The sequence below is a fragment of the Paraglaciecola mesophila KMM 241 genome, assembly GCF_000315015.1.
In the GTDB taxonomy this organism is placed as follows: domain Bacteria; phylum Pseudomonadota; class Gammaproteobacteria; order Enterobacterales; family Alteromonadaceae; genus Paraglaciecola; species Paraglaciecola mesophila.
Genome location: NZ_BAEP01000064.1, coordinates 18616 through 35936 on the forward strand (window position 1 = coordinate 18616; position 17321 = coordinate 35936).

Consider the following 17321-nt stretch of genomic DNA (forward strand, 5'->3'; position numbering starts at 1 on the left):
ATGGTCTCCTACTTTAGAAGGAGTCTTAAGAATGAGTATGTAGTAAGGTTATGATTTTTATAGTTTATTTTAAAATTATTGGCTCTTGAGGTAAGTTGTAGCCAAAGCAACTATCCGTTAATTTCCTTGCTGAAGTGATAACTAACGCAACGGAATTGATGATGAAATATGCAATCGCAGTCGGTGTAATATTAAGTTTTGAGGGTATGGCAAATGAAATCGCTAGCCTTGAAACGATCAGTGTGTTTGGGCAAAACCCTCTTTTTAGTGAACACAACACCACCAGTATCATTGGCAGTATTCAAACCATCAGCGGTGAGGAGTTAGCACAAAGCAATGCGCTCTCGCTGTCACAACACATGAAAAATCGCTTAACCAGCGTGCATATCAATGATGTACAGAACAATCCTTTTCAACCTGATGTGCAATACCGTGGATTTACAGCGTCGCCCCTGCTGGGGTTGCCCCAAGGTATTTCTTTATACCTAAACGGTATTCGATTTAACGAGCCATTTGGCGATACAGTCAACTGGGATCTTATTCCCTTTGCAGCACTTGATAGCGTCGCGCTGTATTCGGGCTCAAACCCTAGTTTTGGGCAGAATACCCTAGGCGGTGCATTAGATATGCGGGTTAAGAACGGTTTCACCTTCGCGCGCAACGAGCTAGACCTTCAAATAGCCAGTTTCGGGCAACGCCAAGCGACGGTGCAAAGCGGCGGAAACAATGGCCGTTGGGGCTATTACGTGGCTATTAATCGTTTAAGCGAAGATGGCTGGCGGGATTTTTCCAGCAGTGATTTAAAGCAGGTATTGACCACACTGACTTACAAAGGGGATACCCATCATCTTGAGCTATTCGCCGCAGCTAATGACAACGCCTTAACAGGTAACGGTGCTGTTCCCGAGGGTTTGCAAGACGCCGAGGGATACGACGCTATTTACACTTATCCCGATAGAACTGAAAACGATCATCGTATGTTCGCGCTTAGCAGCGAGTCAGCCTTAGGCAACGGCTTTACACTGCAAGCAAACAGCTATTTCAGGCGTAACAATATCGACACCACTAACGGTGATGACAGCGACTACGAAGAATGTGAGTTTAATAATGTTGTTACCTTGTGTGAGGAAGAGGATGACGAGGTGGAGCGTGTTGAGTTTGTGGGTTATGCCCCGGAGGTAACTTTCAGTGACATATCTGATTTGGACGCAGACGACATAGACGGCACTTTGAATCAAAGTGCCACCGAAAACAAGAGTTATGGCTTAGCTGTTCAGCTTATGCACAGCAAAAAAACTCAGCATGGGGAGCATGAGTGGGTGATTGGTGGCGGGATAGACCAAGCTGATATCGATTTTGTTAGTGATACCGAGTTTGGCATTTTGCACAACAGTACAGCTGAGGATGATCGCTCTGTCTCACCCACAGGATTTTTTGACAGTGAGTCTCAAGTGAGACTAGGGGTAAAAACCTATGAGCACTACCTCTACTCTGGTTACTCAATGCGCTTTGATGAACACTGGTTAATCAGTGTCTCTGGGCGCTATAACGACAGTAAAATATCGATGCACGACAGGATAGATGTAGGTGAGGGCTCGTTAAACGGCGAGCACCATTTCAACCGATTCAACCCTGCTTTAGGGGTGCAGTATTCTCTTTCCCCAAAATGGGATATTTCACTCAGTTATAGCGAGTCGTCACGTATGCCAAGCCCAGCAGAGCTAAGCTGTGCCGATGAAGACGACCCATGTAAACTACCCAATGGTTTTGTGGCCGATCCACCACTGAACAAGGTCGTAGCAAAAACCATTGAGGCGTCGGTTGATTATCACTCTGACGGAAATACGCTAACGGCCACCTTATATCGCACCAAAAGCGTGGATGACATTATCTTTCAACAAGCGGGCGTGACGCAGTCAGAGGGCTACTTTATCAATGTTGATAAAACCAATCGCCAAGGGGCAGAGCTATCGTTCTTGCATCAAAAAGATAACCTTAGTTTTGGTGCCAATTACAGTTACCTAGATGCTACTTTTGAGTCAGAATTTATCACATTTAGTCCAAATAATCCCCTAGGAGGGGGTCGTCAAGTGGAAGCCGGTGACACAATCCCTGGTCAGCCTCAGCATCAAGTGAAAATGCACACCAGCTGGGCACTGAACGAAGCACTTACTTTAGGGGCTGAATGGTTGTTTTCATCCTCATCGTATTACCGAGGAGATGAAGCAAATGAGAATAAAAAGATATCGTCTTACGCTATTGCCAATGTGTATGCAAACTACCAAGTGAGTGATTCTGTGCTGCTTTCAGTTCGCATCGATAACGCCCTTGACCGGCAATACCATACCTTTGGCACCTATGGTGAGCCAGATGAGGTGTTAGAGGATGTACACCCAGACATTGATGAGGCTTTTTTTGTTGGCCCAGGTAGTCCGCGACGTGTAACGGCTAATGTACAGGTACAGTTTTAATGGCTAAGCATGCTGACATTCAACGAAAATGCCGCATTTCTGCCTTAATTGACGAGAGTAGTCATACTAAAGGAGGAAAGAATAAAAACAGGGCTGGCAATAGCATAAAACATACATTAACGAATACTTTGAGAATTGTGATGTTTCGAAAGTCAGTTAACAAAATAATCACTGTTTTTCCACTTTCCATGTTGGCTGCTACAAGCTTAGCTGCTGCAACTATCGCTGAAGCCAAAGCTGTCGAGAGAGATGCTGCTGAAACAAAGATAATCAAAGAAGACAGAGCTGAATTAACAGCTACAAAGACTGATATATCTGATGTCATCGTTGTTACAGGCACGCGTCAAGCGGAAAATCTATTAACACTGACTGGTAATTTGGCGCGCATCAATCGGCAAGACATTCAAACAGTGCATTCAATTTACCCGAGCGACTTGCTTAATCGCGCCACAGGTGTGTACGTACAAGCCAATAACGGGATGGAATCTTTGCCTTCCTTGCGGTCTCCCGTGGTGACAGGGCCTGGCGCAGGGGGGGCTTTTTTGTTTTTAGAGGATGGTATCGCAACACGTGCTGCAGGCTTTGCGAATAACAACGGCTTATCAGAGCTAAATCTAGCGCAAGCGCAAGAAGTCGATATTGTGCGTGGCCCAGCAAGTGCGATTTATGGGTCAAATGCGGTTCACGGTGTGGTGAATGTCATTAGTCAAGCGGTTCGTGACGGCGGTGATGTGACTTTGTTACTTGGGCCAAACGAGCACTATCAAGTGCAAGGTTCCCTGGGCAACGATTTTGGTGCACACGGTTTAAGCATTAATACGCAATTGATAGACGATGGTGGATATCGCGATAACAGTGACTTTACATCTGCCAAAGTTGGGTTGCGACATGAATACAGTGATGAGCAAGACTCGATAACGACGAGTGTTTCCGGCTTCGTACTTGATCAAAACACAGCGGGTTTTATTGCCTCTGGCGACAATGGCGAAGGTTGCTTTGAATCGACTTACGCAGATGCTCGTTTGTTTAAAGACACTCAAGCCATGGAAAAAAACTGCGAAGACGACGCTTATCGAAAGTGGTCATCAATACGTGTCGCGAGCAAATGGCAACGTACTTTATCTGATGACAGATATTTTGTGCTCACGCCCTACGTCAGAACAAACGATATGGAGTTTCGCCAACACTATTTACCCTCTGAAGCGATAGAAGAAAATAGCCACTCCAGCATTGGCGTGACCAGTAGTTATCACTGGCAATTCGACCCGAGCTTGGCGCTCGTTATTGGCGCAGATGCAGAGTGGACCTCAGGCGAGCTGACTGAAACACAACAAAAGGCCAGTACCTTTAGCTTTGGTAAAGCGCGCCAGCAAGGTGTGCATTACGACTACGAGGTTAATGCGTTGACTTTGGCCCCTTATGTTCAAGCTGACTGGCAATACAGTCACGCGTTGAGAATGTCGGCTAGTGTACGTTTTGATAGTACCCATTACGATTATGAAAATCGACTTGCTGATGGAACCACACAGGCTGACGGCAGCCCATGTGTCAATGGTAATAATGAGCCTGTCGCATGTTTGTATCAACGCCCAGCTGATAGCAAAGATGATTTTGACAATGTCAGCGGAAAGATTGGGTTTAATTATTTGATGAATGAGAGCGTAGCACTTTTTGCTGATTGGTCTCAGGGGTTTCGAGCCCCGCAGACCACTGACTTGTACCGCATTCAAAATCAGCAAGTGGTAGGGCAAATTGAATCAGAAAAAATGACTAGCCAAGAAGTTGGGGTAAGAGGTTTAGCCCATGATATGAACTTTGAACTGGTGGCATTTTACATGACCAAAGATCACTTCTTCTTTAGAGACGACGATGGCCTGAATGTGACTGATGCTGAAACATCTCACAAAGGGGTAGAAGTGGGTATGGATTATCCCTTACTTAGCAACGTGTCTATTGCGGTTAATTACACTTACGCGATACATCAATACGAATCAGAACACGCCAATAGCGGTGTGCTAAAAGGGAATGACGTGGATACGGCTCCACGTAAGCTGGGCAATATTCGCCTCGCTTGGCAGCCCACTAAAGACTCATCATTGGAGCTCGAATGGGCGCATGTGGGTAGCTATTACCTAGACCCATCGAATGAGCATGAATACCAAGGGCATAATTTGTTGCAGCTACGTGGACAATTTTCTCTGTCTGATAAGGTGCGTCTATTAGCTAGGCTAGAGAATGTACTAGACGAGCGATATGCCAGTCGCGCGGATTATGCGTTTGGCTCTTACCGCTACTTTGGAGGCCAACCTAGAGCTATTCATTTGGGCATTGAAGCGAGATTTTAATAATTGGGATATGTGTCATCTATTAAAAAACGCGTGCAGGTTCACTCGAGTCTAGTACGCAATTTGCTCGATTAAGCGTAAAAGGAGTAGTCCATGTTCAAGGGCGCAGAAATAAGACGTTTGCTGATATTTAGCTTGGTCGTAATAGTGATGGCTATCAGTATGAAAGCCTTTGCGCAAAAGTCGCCAAACGTGCGCTTGGGCGTGTTGAAATACGGCACTGTCAATTGGGAAGTGGATGTGATTAAACACCACAAGCTGGATAAAAAATACGGATTCACGTTAGACGTATTATCTTTGGGCAGTAAAAATGCTTCAGCAGTGGCTTTGCAAAGCGATGCGGTGGACATCATTTTAACCGATTGGCTATGGGTAAATCGCCAGCGCGCTAACGATAAAGATATCACGCTTTTTCCTACCTCGATTGCCACGGGCGGGTTATATGTTGCAAATGACTCACCCGCTAAGGACGTTCGCGATTTAGCGAATAAAAGAGTCGGTATTGCTGGTGGCGAGGTGGATAAAAACTGGTTGTTACTGCAAGCATATGCAAAAGCTCAATATGGTTTTGATATAAAAAATGAAACTAAACCGAGTTTTATGTCTCCTGTCTTACTCAACGTACTCATGTTAAGGGGAGAGCTCGATGCGGGGATCAACTTTTGGCACTACGGCGCACGCTTAAAAGCCAAGGGACATAGACTATTGGTTACCGTGCCTGAGATATTACACGCACTTCATATTGAAAACGATGTGCCTCTACTTGGCTGGGCATTCAAAAAACCTTGGGCTGAGCAGCATGCGAATAGCATAAAAGGCTTCTTGCAAGCATCATTGGCGGCAAAGCAAATTCTTTACTCATCGGATGAAGAATGGACGCGAATTCGCGGTTTAACTAAAGCAGAAGATGATGAGGTGTTTACGCGTTTACAAACCGAATATAGAAGGGGGCTTTTGCATCGGTTTGGCCTTCAAGAATTAACGGCAACGAAAGACATATTTGCTGTATTGGCCCAGCATGGTGGACATAGTTTGGTGGGCAATGCCACATCCTTAGATGAGCATACGTTCTATGCATTTGACCAGCGTTTATTGAGCTGGAATCCAGTGGTTGAAGATGAAAGCGCTCGATGACATTCCTAAGCACAGCGCTAACCAGACTGTCATTAATTGGCCGGTTTTTGTTACCCGTCTATCCCCAATGGTATTTTTGACCCAGGCTACGAGCCGCTGGTTACTTAGCCGTATAGCGACTGTGCTAGCCGTTGGGGTGCTGTGGCAAGTAGTCGCATGGCTGGTGGCCAGCCCCGACTTTCCCAGTTGTACTGCGGTGCTCAGCAGTATTCATTTTCACCTAACCCAAGGGGATATGCTCTTAAACCTCTGGGCCACCCTTAATCGTGTAGCCATCAGTTTTGTGATTTCTATGCTCATTGGTGTGGTAATCGGCGTGCTGATGGGGTCCTATTCACAGCTAAATAAATTGACTGATACGGCATTAATCATCGCTTTAAACGTTCCTGCTTTGGTGACCATTTTGCTGTGCTATATCTGGTTTGGTTTGGTAGAAAGTGCTGCTATTGCGGCAGTGGTGCTAAATAAGATTCCTACGGTCGTGGTGATGATCCGAGAAGGGGCGAGGGTCGTGGACCGCGACCTGTTGGCTGTTGCAAAAATCTACCGACTATCGCCCAGTCGTACTTTTTTTAAAGTATTTTTGCCGCAACTGTATCCCTTTATCATGGCATCAGCTCGCTCTGGACTGTCATTGATTTGGAAAATTGTCCTAGTTGTTGAGTTACTAGGGCGCAGTGACGGAGTTGGTTTTGCATTAAATACCCAATTTCAGTTCTTTGACATCACTGGCATATTGGCTTACACGTGTGCTTTTATTAGCATCATACTTTGCGTTGAAGGTGCTATTTTCCGTCCTCTTGATAAATTAATTGCTCGGGGAAGTGCGCATGGCTGAACTCAATGTTCGTATCGAAAATAAACAGTACATCCATGGCACGAATGTACTTGATAATATTGAATTTAATTTAGCCGCAGGGGAATTTGTCGCAATTATTGGCCCTTCAGGCTGTGGTAAAACGACTTTGCTTAATATGATAAGCGGCCTGGAGCCGAGCGAGGCGGGCAGTATTGTATTTGAAGGCGAGCGTTTCTACGGCCAAATGTGTACCCAAATTGGTTACATATTTCAACAACCTAGATTGATGCCTTGGTTAACCATTGAGCAAAACTTATTGTTAGTACAGCCAAACAGTCGACCGGACACCATCAGCGAATTGCTGGCAAGTGTTGGGCTCGAAGGCAAACAAGATTGCTACCCTCGTACTTTGTCAGGAGGTATGCAGCGTAGAGTCAGCATTGCTCGTGCTTTTCTTATTAACCCCAAGTTATTATTACTTGATGAGCCGTTTAATTCCCTTGATGCCCCTACGGCAGCGCGTCTGCGTCTATTGCTGATTAAATTCTGTCAGCGGCAAAGATGTAGTGTGATTTTCGTCACTCACGATTTACAAGAAGCGGTTTACTTGGCCGATAGAATTCTATTTTTGAGTCAGCCACCAAGTCGTATAGTGCACCAAGAGTCAATTACTCTGAGGCGTCCGCGAACAGAATCAGGCACTGATGAACTAAGCTGGCAAGCTGCTCTATTAGCAAAACACCCAAGTTTGCTTGCAGGCAGTGTCAATTGATGTTCGCTTACTAGACGTTAATGAAGCCACCAGAATGACGATACAACTTAATAAAGAAGCTGCGGTGGGAAATACTAAAAACACGCCTCGTTTATGGGTTTCAGAAACACGGCAAAATTTGGGTCAAGAATTACACAATCGGCCTAGTGTAGAAATTGCTACTGGCACTAGTATTAGTCATATTGCTGTGCGGATTAACCAAGACCAACGTGTACAAGAGCTAAAACAATTATGTTCCTTGTGCGCACGCTATAACGTACCACCACCTGAACCCGATGCCTGTTGCTATTACCAGAGCTTCACTGGTTTTGAAATCCGCTGGGAACGACATCTAGAGTTTTCCAGTTACACCTTCATCAGAAAGGGCGTCAGTGAGGCGTTGTTTGACAGTTTTGCTATCGAGTTTGTACCCCAGCAATGGTTTGACGAACTGGTTGGCGATCTTGTTAGTGCTGTTAACGTCATTTTAAGTGCAGAACCACCTAGTGACGAGTTGCTTTGTCAGGCATTTGAAAACCATCAGGTGTTAGGCAGCACGGTATCCAGTGGACGAGCAAATGTATTTACCTCCTTTCGAATTCACAGTGATGGCTTTTCTCGGGTGTATATTCAAACATCGGTTCTGAATACCTATCAAGCTGGGCGCTTGGTACAACGTTTACTGGAAATTGAAACCTATCAAATGATGGCGCTATTAAGTTTGCCCATCGCTAAAGCGTTATCAGCTGACGTGGCACAAATAGAACAACGTTTGGTGGGGATAAATCAAAGTATGGCGAGCATTAACGAGGCTGATGATGGAGAAATGCTTAGCACTTTGTCGCATTTAGCCAGTCAAACAGAGCAAATACTGGCTGATATTAGCTATCGCTTTAGCGCCACGGATGCCTATTATGAACTCGTGTGCTCACGAATCTCCCAGCTCAAAGAGCAAGAGCTCAGCCATAAAGAACGCTTAAGCGAGTTTGTCACTCGAAGGCTTAGTCCAGGTGTTAAGACGTGCCAGGCGTTAACGCGCCGGTTAGATGCCTTAACCTCTCGCATAGAGCGGGCAAGTGGTTTACTGCGAACACGTGTTGACCTATCTATTGAGCAACAAAACCAAAAACTGCTTGCGGCAATCAATCGACGTGGCGAAGTGCAGTTGCGATTGCAACAAATAGTGGAAGGCGTGTCGATTGTGGCGATTGTATATTATTCTATGAGCCTGCTAGATTACGTACTAAATGCCTTTGCATCGGTTAATTTAGCGCTTGATAAAATCCTAGTGAAGGGCGTTGCTGTTCCAACACTTTTACTATTTACTTGGCTCCTAATGCGCTTTCTCTTGCGGGCAATCAAAAAACAATTCCAGTAACGTTTTTATTTGCTTGGTTTCTTTTTTACTTCCTTTTACTCGATTCAGCTAAGCCAGCGAGAACAACTGTCTTTGATTAAAGCTTCCCTCCTTAAGTACTAGTTCTTTTTCGTCATACTAAATAATGCGTGATTTCATTACCACGAGTAATTTTTTAGCAAGGCTGGTGTTTATATGATCCCGTTGAACGATAACAAAAAACGGGAAACACAATCATGAACACATTAACTAAATTTGGCGCCTTGTCAGTGGCTATAGCTTCCTCTTTCAGTGCCGCAGCTAAAATAGACATATACGAAAATAACGGTTTGAGCTTCAGTGCTGACGGTTTGGTCAATGCCTTTTACTCCAATAGTTCAATTGAAACCACCGATGCAACAGGGGTAGGTACAGACAGAGATCAGTCTCGAGTACGTATGGGATTTTTACCCAATAATGTGGGGTTTAATTTTTCAAATCAGTTGTCAGATATGAAGATTGAAATGCGCTCTTCTTTTTGGGTATCCATAAACGATTCCGATAACAATCGAGACGCATCGCCAGCTGATTTGGGCACCGGCTCATTGATTGATGTGCGCCAATTTTATGCGACGGTTAAAGCTGATTGGGGGGAAGTGCTTATCGGTAAAGACTTCGGTTTGTTTAACCGCGCCAGTATTTTAAACGATGAATTACTCTTGGGTTTCGGTCAAACCTCTGACTTTTTTGGCTTAGTTGATGGCGGGAACGTAACTTTCGGTAATATCAGTACCGGCTATACGTATCCGTTTCCTAAGGCTCAAATCACTTATCGGTCTCCTGAATTCAATGGTTTCAAAATTGCAGTTGGCCTGATGGATCCTAATAAATTGTCGTCTGATTCTTCTGAAGACCTACCGCGTTTTGAGGCCGAATTGATGTACAACTCGACCTTCGATAGTGGTTCATTCATGGCATGGTTAAGTGGTGTTAGCCAATCCAGTGAAGTAGATGGTATAGAACAAAACCAATCCGGCGTAGGCTATGGTGCAAAAGTAAAGTTTGCGGGTCTAGCGTTGAGTGCTTCGGGTTATAGCACTAAAGGGTTAGGGCATGTCGCAGGGCTCGATCAGTTGGTTGGACCTGAGGTGATCGAAACTGACGGCATGTTGTTTCAAGCGTCCTACACCATGGAAGACCATAGGTTTGTTGTCACTCATGGAAGAACTGAAGTGGAAAATACCGACAGTGTACTGGATGCCGAACATACGAATACGGGCTTAGCTTACTTTAATACAATTCGCCCTGGACTAACTGCTGTTTTCGAATACAACCACACTGAAGCAGACGTAACGAATTCCTTGGCAGGAGAAGATAATGATACGATTTCCGTTGGTGCAGTGGTGACATTCTAAGCTGAATAAACTGCAGCGAACTGAAGAGTTCCCAAATGGACAGGGTAAAATTATTGGTGCTGCACCCTCAGCCAAGACCAGGTACAGTTTGAGCAGGATTATGTTTTGCACTTAGCCATGCTTCATAAGGCGTTAGGTATTGTTAAAACCCATGAACTGCCTTACACCTTTACTGAGTTTGCCGCTATGGGCGATAAAATATCAAGCTTGGCAAGTGATACTATGCGCATATCATCTAGGGGCACGCCTGGCATTTTAATTGGAGCCTAAGGTTAATCGGAAAGTTTTATTACCTGATGCGGTGAAATACCGCATTTTACTGCATTTTTGTGTTAAATAACTGTTAATTTTTGGTGGGTTGAAAGCACTAAATAAGGTAGAATATTTTATTTAAAACATAGTGTTAAGCATCATGTATAAAATTCTAGTTGCTGATGATCACCCATTATTCCGTGAAGCGATAATCAATACGATTAGTTCTGCGTTTCCTGGCTCTACTACCTATGAAACAGAAGACATTGAATCAACGCTTGAGTTAGTCAAAAGCAATGACGAAATAGACTTGATCTTACTCGATTTGAACATGCCTGGGATGACGGGTCTTAATGGTTTACTGGATGTTCGCAATGAATGCCCCACCACGCCAGTCGTTATTGTATCGGCTGAAACTGAAAAGCAAAAAATATTGCAGACCCTTTCTTATGGCGCTGTTGGCTTTATTGCTAAATCTTCATCAAAGCAGGTGATTGGGGAAGCCATTCAAAGTGTGTTTGCTGGAAACGTGTACTTACCGCCTAATATTATGCGAAGTCAGGCTGTTGCTAACCAGGCAAATGAATGTGAAATTTCTCCCGAAAAAATATCGCTATTGACTCGCCGTGAACTCATCGTGCTAAAACATTTAACGAAAGGTGAGGCCAATAAACAGATTGCTTATAATCTGCATATTTCAGAGACAACCATTAAGTCTCATGTGTCATCTATCCTTAAAAAGTTGGGCGCTACAAACCGCGTTAAAGTGGTAGTAGGTTGCGGTGATATTGATTTTAATCAGTATTTAAAACGCTAAGCTTTTCGTAATAGATAGAGCATAGATGTTTTCAGTTTCATGGGTTTTACCGGTTTATTAAGCAACAATATTTTGCTGTTCTTAATTTCATTTTTGAGTGACTGGCTGTAGTTAGCCGTGATCATAATAGTAGGCAGGGTGCTTCGCCGCGTTTGGTTGATATGCTGTGCCACATCTACCCCTAGTTCACCATCGTTTAGGTGGTAATCCAACATTAGAATATCCACCTCATCGTGAGCAATATTTACCTTTTTCTTTAACTCCTCTAAGCTCACTGCGGTGACGGTGTTGCATCCCCAGCCGTTGAGTAAATGCGACATTCCCTCACACACACTGACGTCGTTATCAACTAACCAAATCCGACAATGTGAAAAATCTGTTGGGTTAACAAAATTTTGCGCGCTGGCTAAATATTTTGGCTGCTCCTGCTTAGCACATATGGGCACGGTGACTGAAAATACAGAACCTTTGCCCAGTTCAGAATTTACGGTGATTTTATGGCCTAGTACATGGGCGATTTTATCGACAATGGCCAGTCCTAATCCTAGGCCATTACCAAAGGCGCTTTGAGAGGATTTTAAGCGTTTAAATTCTTTAAAGATTTCGGTGAGCTGATCTTGTGCAATGCCGGAGCCGGTATCCCATATTTCTATTGCCACGTGATCACCCCTACGTTTACACCCCAACAATACCTTACCCTGCGCTGCATAACGAAACGCATTAGACATAAAGTTACGCAAAATGCGGGCGAGTAATACGCTGTCGCTATACACTGTGATGTCTGATGGCACGTAGCGTAATTCGATATTGTATTGGCCAGTAGCTTGTTGGTATTCATTGGCCAGGTTATCCAGCAGCTCTGAGAGTTTAAACACTCCTTTATCTGCTTTTACTACGCCGGCATCCAACTTTGAGATATCTATTAATGTACTGATTAAATTCTCTAAATCATCTAAGGAATTGGTTAACGAATTTACGATTGGGAGGGACTCTGTATTAACGAGCGTTTCGCCTAATGAGCTGGTAAAAAGTTGGGCTGCGTTAAGCGGCTGTAGTAAGTCATGACTAACCGCAGCAAGAAACTTTGTTTTTGAAATGTTGGCAAACTCAGCTTCACGTTTTGCTGTGGTCAGGTTGACCTGTGCAAGCCTGCGCTCTTCAGCCTCAATGATGAGTTCATCATTGAGGCTTTTGAGCTGGGATGTGCGCTCAGCTACCCGAATTTCGAGCTGGTCGTGGGCTTTTTGTAGGGCGACTGCGTTGCGTCTGCGTTCTGTTATGTCTCTTACTAAAACAAAAAAACCTTGTACATTACCTTCACTATTGCGATTAGGTACGTAGGACTTTAGCAAATACCTAGATTCACCAGCGTGATTTTTTTCCGCTATTTCAAAGCTGACACTTTCTCCTTTTAGCGCACGTTCAATGTAGGGACGAAGCTGGCTGTAATCAGAATCTACTCGGCTATCTTTGATTGATTCGCCGTCTAGGCTGCCCTGGGGCCAACCATACCAATCTACGTAGACTTGGTTGGTGAATTGAAATTTTAAATCACTGCCAATATACGCGATCATGGCTGGTACGTTATCAGTTATCAGTCGCAGCCAACGTTCGCTCTTTTCCAGAGATTCCGCATAGCGATGACGAACTGTGATATCCGTATAGGTTTTAATCAATTTCCCGTTGAGTAATCTGTGGTCGCGTATTTCTAGTACGGTGCCGTTTGAGAGAGTTTGTACATAATAACCGTCTTTATTCCGGGGGCGTTCGCCGAGTTCCAATTCGGTCAAATTAGTTAAATGCTGAAAGTAAGGCATAGAACGCAATTGATTCGGGGAAAGCTGACTCATTTGCACAAATCGGTTATTCCACACTTCAATTTGATTGGCATTACTGATCATGACAACCCCTTGGGATAAGTTGTCTATTAAGCCTTGTAGCAGCATGGACTTTTGAATCATGCCTTGTTCGTAGCGCGCTGTCTCGGCTACTTTGACATCTGTGATGTCAGTGTACAACATCACCCAACCACCTTCGCTTGTGCGCCGCTCGTTTAGTTGAAACCAACGTCCATCGGCTAATTGATACACCGGACTGCTTTGTTCGCCCCCCGGGCTTGCACGCCTGATCATACCGCTGGATTTTGCTCTATCTTTCAAATCGTTGAAATTGGCGCCTTCTTTAATAGCCAATCCTGTTTTACCCCAGAACGTGGCAAAGTTAGAATTTTGTAGCAGTATCAACCCGTCACTATCGAGCAGTACAAAGGCTTCAGATATACTTTCTATGGCGTCAATAAAACGTTGTTTAAAGATATTCGCATCTTCGTTGGCTTGCTTTAGTGCGCGGTGGCTATGCTCAACCTCGGCCAAGGTTTCATTTAAAATCTGAGTTTTTTCTCTGACCTGTTCAGCTAAGTGCACGGAATGTTCAAACGCCGCGTAAGGCGCATATTGATTCCCCCCGCCTTGTTCAACTCTAGAAATGAGTGCCTCATTAATTTTTTTAAGCTTGGTGTTTTCAGCTCTTAACTTGGCTAACTCTTGTTGTAATTCTTGCCCACTCATTTGTTACCTCCGGCGATGAAAACGCCGGTGAACGTTTGATTTAAATGCGTGCCATCAATATGTTCTCCATAAGTGTTGAAACCACGTATGTTGTATCGCTGTTGCAACTCCTTAGCTTGCTGGAGTTGCTGGCGCTGCTCTATTTCGAGACGGCGCAAGAAACAATCGCAAGTCAATACCAATTCAGGCTCTCCATACTGGGAGGTCATACGACTCAACTCGCTGCTAAGTGATGCGAAAATATCATCCATCACCACAGTACTCAGCACAATGCCTACATCTACGGCGCAGTAGAAGGTCAGGCTGAAGTCAGCCTCATTCACTTTTTGAATGGAACGAATATAGTATTGTCCTCCGACTTTAACCGCCAATGGATGCAGAGCGAATAGCTCTGGGCTAAGCTCCCCTACGGCTACATTTAATAATCTTGCGTACTCGAGGGCTGCAGGTTCAGCATTTAACTCAAACACAGTGCGACTGTCGGCATCCGCAGCGGTTACTACGACCTTACTTGTGGGGTATTTAATATGGTTACAACTGAAGACTTCAAATGCACAAGGGGTATTTACCATCAGAACAATAGCCGCGTTTTGGTAGAACGACCCCTGATAGAACACATGTGTTGTAGCTAGATGTATGTCGTCACCAGCAGAGCCGCCAAAGTGAGGTATACCGCCTGAAGCTGAGTTGAGGGTGACCAAGAATTGCTCCTCGTCTGCGGATAAACCATCGAGCAACGTCAATAAAAATGAGTTATTTTTGATTGCAGCAAGTTTTTTGACATAGCAATTTTCGGTTAGCTTGTTAATTGTTTCCTGGGCATCTATTAAGGTGAAGTTCTCCATTGATTCAACGATTTGCGTGCTAATAGCAAAATAAGAAGCGCTAAAGCCAATGGCGATAATGGAATGCTGTTCGTAACCATTAGGGGTTATTTCACCGGCAGTGGTGCAACCGACTAAATCAACGCCTTCAAAAGCAGACGCCATGTTGCTTGCTAAGCGTTGTAATGAGTACACAGATGAACAATAGAAAAGAACAAACGTAATATGAGGGTTTGACAGTTGTTGACGTAACTCTTGGGCGGCTATGGCTGGGTCAATGGAGCGGGTAATTGCTGTTATTGTTTTTATATTGGACATTATTGAAAGCCTTTATTCTTTGTTGTGAGCCGAAATCTAGCATCACGTAACGACTGCTCTTTCGCTAATCATATAGTGCAAAATGCTTTTACCAAAGCAGATGAGTAGGGTAAGCACGTAGCTTGTGGTCTGTGTTGAAATCAAGCTGATATCACAAACGTTCAGCATTATTTAGGCAGAGTTTCTGCTTAGCGTTATTTTACTTCTCGTACTTTTATGGATTTTTTATTGTATTTGTCCACCACACACAGTTGAGGACTCTCAATGGTAACAAGGCACTCAAGGCATTGAATACATTCATTATAATCAATGCCACCAGTCGGCTTTATTGCGTCTATAGCACATTTTTTATTGCGACAAAGTTGACAAGGGCTGCCACATTCTTTGCGGCGCCTTAGCCACTTAAAGAACGGATAACGTCCAAGTACGGCTAAGCCGGCACCCAAAGGACATAAATAGCGACAATACACCTTATGAATTTTTAAACTTAAAGCCAGCAATAGCAGCGCATAAAGAACGAACGGCCAGTAACGTACAAAATTCAATGTAATGGATGTTTTAAAGGGCTCAATTTCGGCTAGCTTTTCTGCCAATGTAAGGGAATAGAACGAACATGCTACTAGACCTAGAAGCACTAAGTATTTGATCTTCTGGGCGAACTTGTGATGCTTTGGTGAAATTTTTAATTGGCGAATACGCAACCTTATTGCCAGCATACCCATAAATTCTTGAAGTGCACCAAAAGGACATAGCCAGCCGCAAAACACCCCTCGACCCCATAAAAATAGGGTGGCGATCACAAACACCCATAAGATAAAGATAACCGGATCGAGCAGAAAAACCGTAATATTAAAGTCGCGCCCTAGGGCGAGCAGCAGAGTGTATATATTCACCACGGAAAGTTGGCCTTGGGCGTAGAAACCCACAAAAAACAGTACAAATATTAAACTGGCGAAACGCAGTCGATGTACTTTGGTTTGGCTTTTGGCTAGGGAGTTTTGCGTGATGAACACCCATAAAACGAATAGTAGATAGAGCATGGTGAGGCCAATTTGTACTGGGCGATCCAGCCATATTTTTTGCCACAGTGGACGCTGGCTGATTTTCCTTAATTCATCAGGTGTCTCTTCAAACAAGTCTGCGCTTGGGGCACTCGTAAAAGTAAACGTATGTTCTTGTTGATTCAAGAATGACGAATGATAACTCACTAAAAGATTCAAATTGAATTGTTGGCTGATATCAAACCCAGATTGAGATTTGATGCGAAACACACGTTTATCATCAAATTTTGGTAACTCAATAGCAAAGCTTGGTGGGTAGAAGCTGTAGAAATCTATGTCTCGTACATCTACCGGAAACCCACCTTGCTCAGCGTTTAATCGGCTGGAGGTTGTTTGGGGAATGAACTCTTCGCTGATGAAGGAATATCGCCCTTTGTTGAATAGCATTAAAGCGTGCTCGCCGGGTGCCAGTTCTTCTAAAAGCCGCTTGTACTCTTCGTCACCCAACAGGTTCCTACCAATCATCGGGATATTGACGAACGCAACGTAGATATCTATAAAGTCATCATAGCCATCAGATAAGCTTTTAACTTTCTGCGCTAACTTGGAGGAAATGCTCATTGCCTCTTTCGTGCTTACCACCCAATGGTGAATATACTTTTTTTCGAGCAATTGTTTGAAGGTCAAGGGATGATAGAAATCTTGCTTAATTTGATGAGGACGCGCGATTAAAAATCCGTCAAGTTTTTGCCTAGCGACCGCAAGCGCCGAAGCGATGATGGTGTCATTGATAACAAGGACGGAAATTGTCGCTCGGGTCACACCATCAAAGTAGGTATTTTCAGCTGAGTGTTGTTCACGGCTGTTAATGATGAAGCGTTCTTTGATTGAGTGTCCAGGGTATTGCGCGATAAAGGAGAACATGGCTTCTTCCCCTAGGCCATGCAAAAAAATCGGTTCGTTATGATTGAGGACTTTAATACCCGTGATGATCCCTTTGGTATCTAAACCGATGAGAAGGTTGATTGTTTGTCCAGAAAAACCAATAAACTGCGTGAAATCGTCAGACTCAAATGTGTATCCCAGCAACTCATTTAATTGATATACAGGCGTAACAGCAATGTCATTAAGTGGCGCCTCGACTCTGGTGGCGCTTGGAAATAATTGTGCAATGTTAGCAGAAACGGTATCTGCGTGACTGGCCAATGAGAAAAAGGACATCAATGTGCCAATAATCAACGCGAGGTAGTTAAATTGGTAAAGTAAGCGCATGTCGGATCAGCGAATAAAT

At 44.1% G+C, this 17321-nt stretch carries 12 protein-coding genes; 9 read left to right on the forward strand and 3 right to left on the reverse strand.

Translation table 11 applies throughout. The annotated features are described in order from the left end of the window. Positions 1-161: 161 nt before the first annotated feature. The 9 genes from GMES_RS15800 (at position 162) to GMES_RS15840 (ending at position 11320) form a co-directional block, all read left to right on the forward strand. Positions 162-2471 (forward strand): TonB-dependent receptor, encoded by a 2310-nt coding sequence (locus GMES_RS15800; protein ID WP_006993741.1) that lies wholly within the window; start codon positions 162-164, stop codon positions 2469-2471. Positions 2472-2611: 140 nt separating this feature from the next. Continuing rightward, entirely contained in the window at positions 2612-4816 is a 2205-nt protein-coding gene (locus GMES_RS15805) for a TonB-dependent receptor (protein WP_039987632.1), read from the forward strand. A 93-nt stretch (positions 4817-4909) separates the two neighbouring features. After that, positions 4910-5950: an ABC transporter substrate-binding protein gene (locus tag GMES_RS15810; protein ID WP_006993744.1), complete on the forward strand. Its 1041-nt coding sequence runs from the start codon at positions 4910-4912 to the stop codon at positions 5948-5950. Positions 5951-6017: 67 nt separating this feature from the next. Further along, positions 6018-6788: an ABC transporter permease gene (locus GMES_RS15815; RefSeq protein ID WP_407636010.1), complete on the forward strand. Its 771-nt coding sequence runs from the start codon at positions 6018-6020 to the stop codon at positions 6786-6788. Further along, complete coding sequence (locus tag GMES_RS15820; protein ID WP_006993746.1) at positions 6781-7521, forward strand: ABC transporter ATP-binding protein; 741 nt, start codon at positions 6781-6783, stop codon at positions 7519-7521. The genes GMES_RS15815 and GMES_RS15820 overlap by 8 nt, the downstream gene beginning before the upstream one ends. Positions 7522-7555: 34 nt before the next feature. Next, complete coding sequence (locus GMES_RS15825) at positions 7556-8878, forward strand: DUF3422 family protein (RefSeq protein ID WP_006993747.1); 1323 nt, start codon at positions 7556-7558, stop codon at positions 8876-8878. A gap of 215 nt (positions 8879-9093) precedes the next feature. Next, positions 9094-10251: a porin gene (locus tag GMES_RS15830; protein ID WP_006993748.1), complete on the forward strand. Its 1158-nt coding sequence runs from the start codon at positions 9094-9096 to the stop codon at positions 10249-10251. Between the two features lie 105 nt (positions 10252-10356). Then, on the forward strand, positions 10357-10521 hold the full coding sequence (locus tag GMES_RS22310; protein WP_006993749.1) for a hypothetical protein: 165 nt from the start codon (positions 10357-10359) through the stop codon (positions 10519-10521). 142 nt (positions 10522-10663) lie between these two features. Next, complete coding sequence (locus GMES_RS15840; protein WP_006993750.1) at positions 10664-11320, forward strand: response regulator; 657 nt, start codon at positions 10664-10666, stop codon at positions 11318-11320. Here the strand turns inward: GMES_RS15840 and GMES_RS15845 are convergent. The 3 genes from GMES_RS15845 to GMES_RS15855 form a co-directional block, all read right to left on the reverse strand. Further along, positions 11317-13887: a hybrid sensor histidine kinase/response regulator gene (locus tag GMES_RS15845; RefSeq protein ID WP_006993751.1), complete on the reverse strand. Its 2571-nt coding sequence runs from the start codon at positions 13885-13887 to the stop codon at positions 11317-11319. The genes GMES_RS15840 and GMES_RS15845 overlap by 4 nt on opposite strands. Next, positions 13884-15029: a nitric oxide-sensing protein NosP gene (gene nosP, locus GMES_RS15850; RefSeq protein ID WP_006993752.1), complete on the reverse strand. Its 1146-nt coding sequence runs from the start codon at positions 15027-15029 to the stop codon at positions 13884-13886. Before nosP ends, GMES_RS15845 begins: the two co-directional genes overlap by 4 nt. Before the next feature lie 194 nt (positions 15030-15223). After that, positions 15224-17302, reverse strand: a complete 2079-nt coding sequence (locus GMES_RS15855) for a 4Fe-4S binding protein (protein WP_006993753.1) — start codon at positions 17300-17302, stop codon at positions 15224-15226. Between the last annotated feature and the right edge of the window lie 19 nt (positions 17303-17321).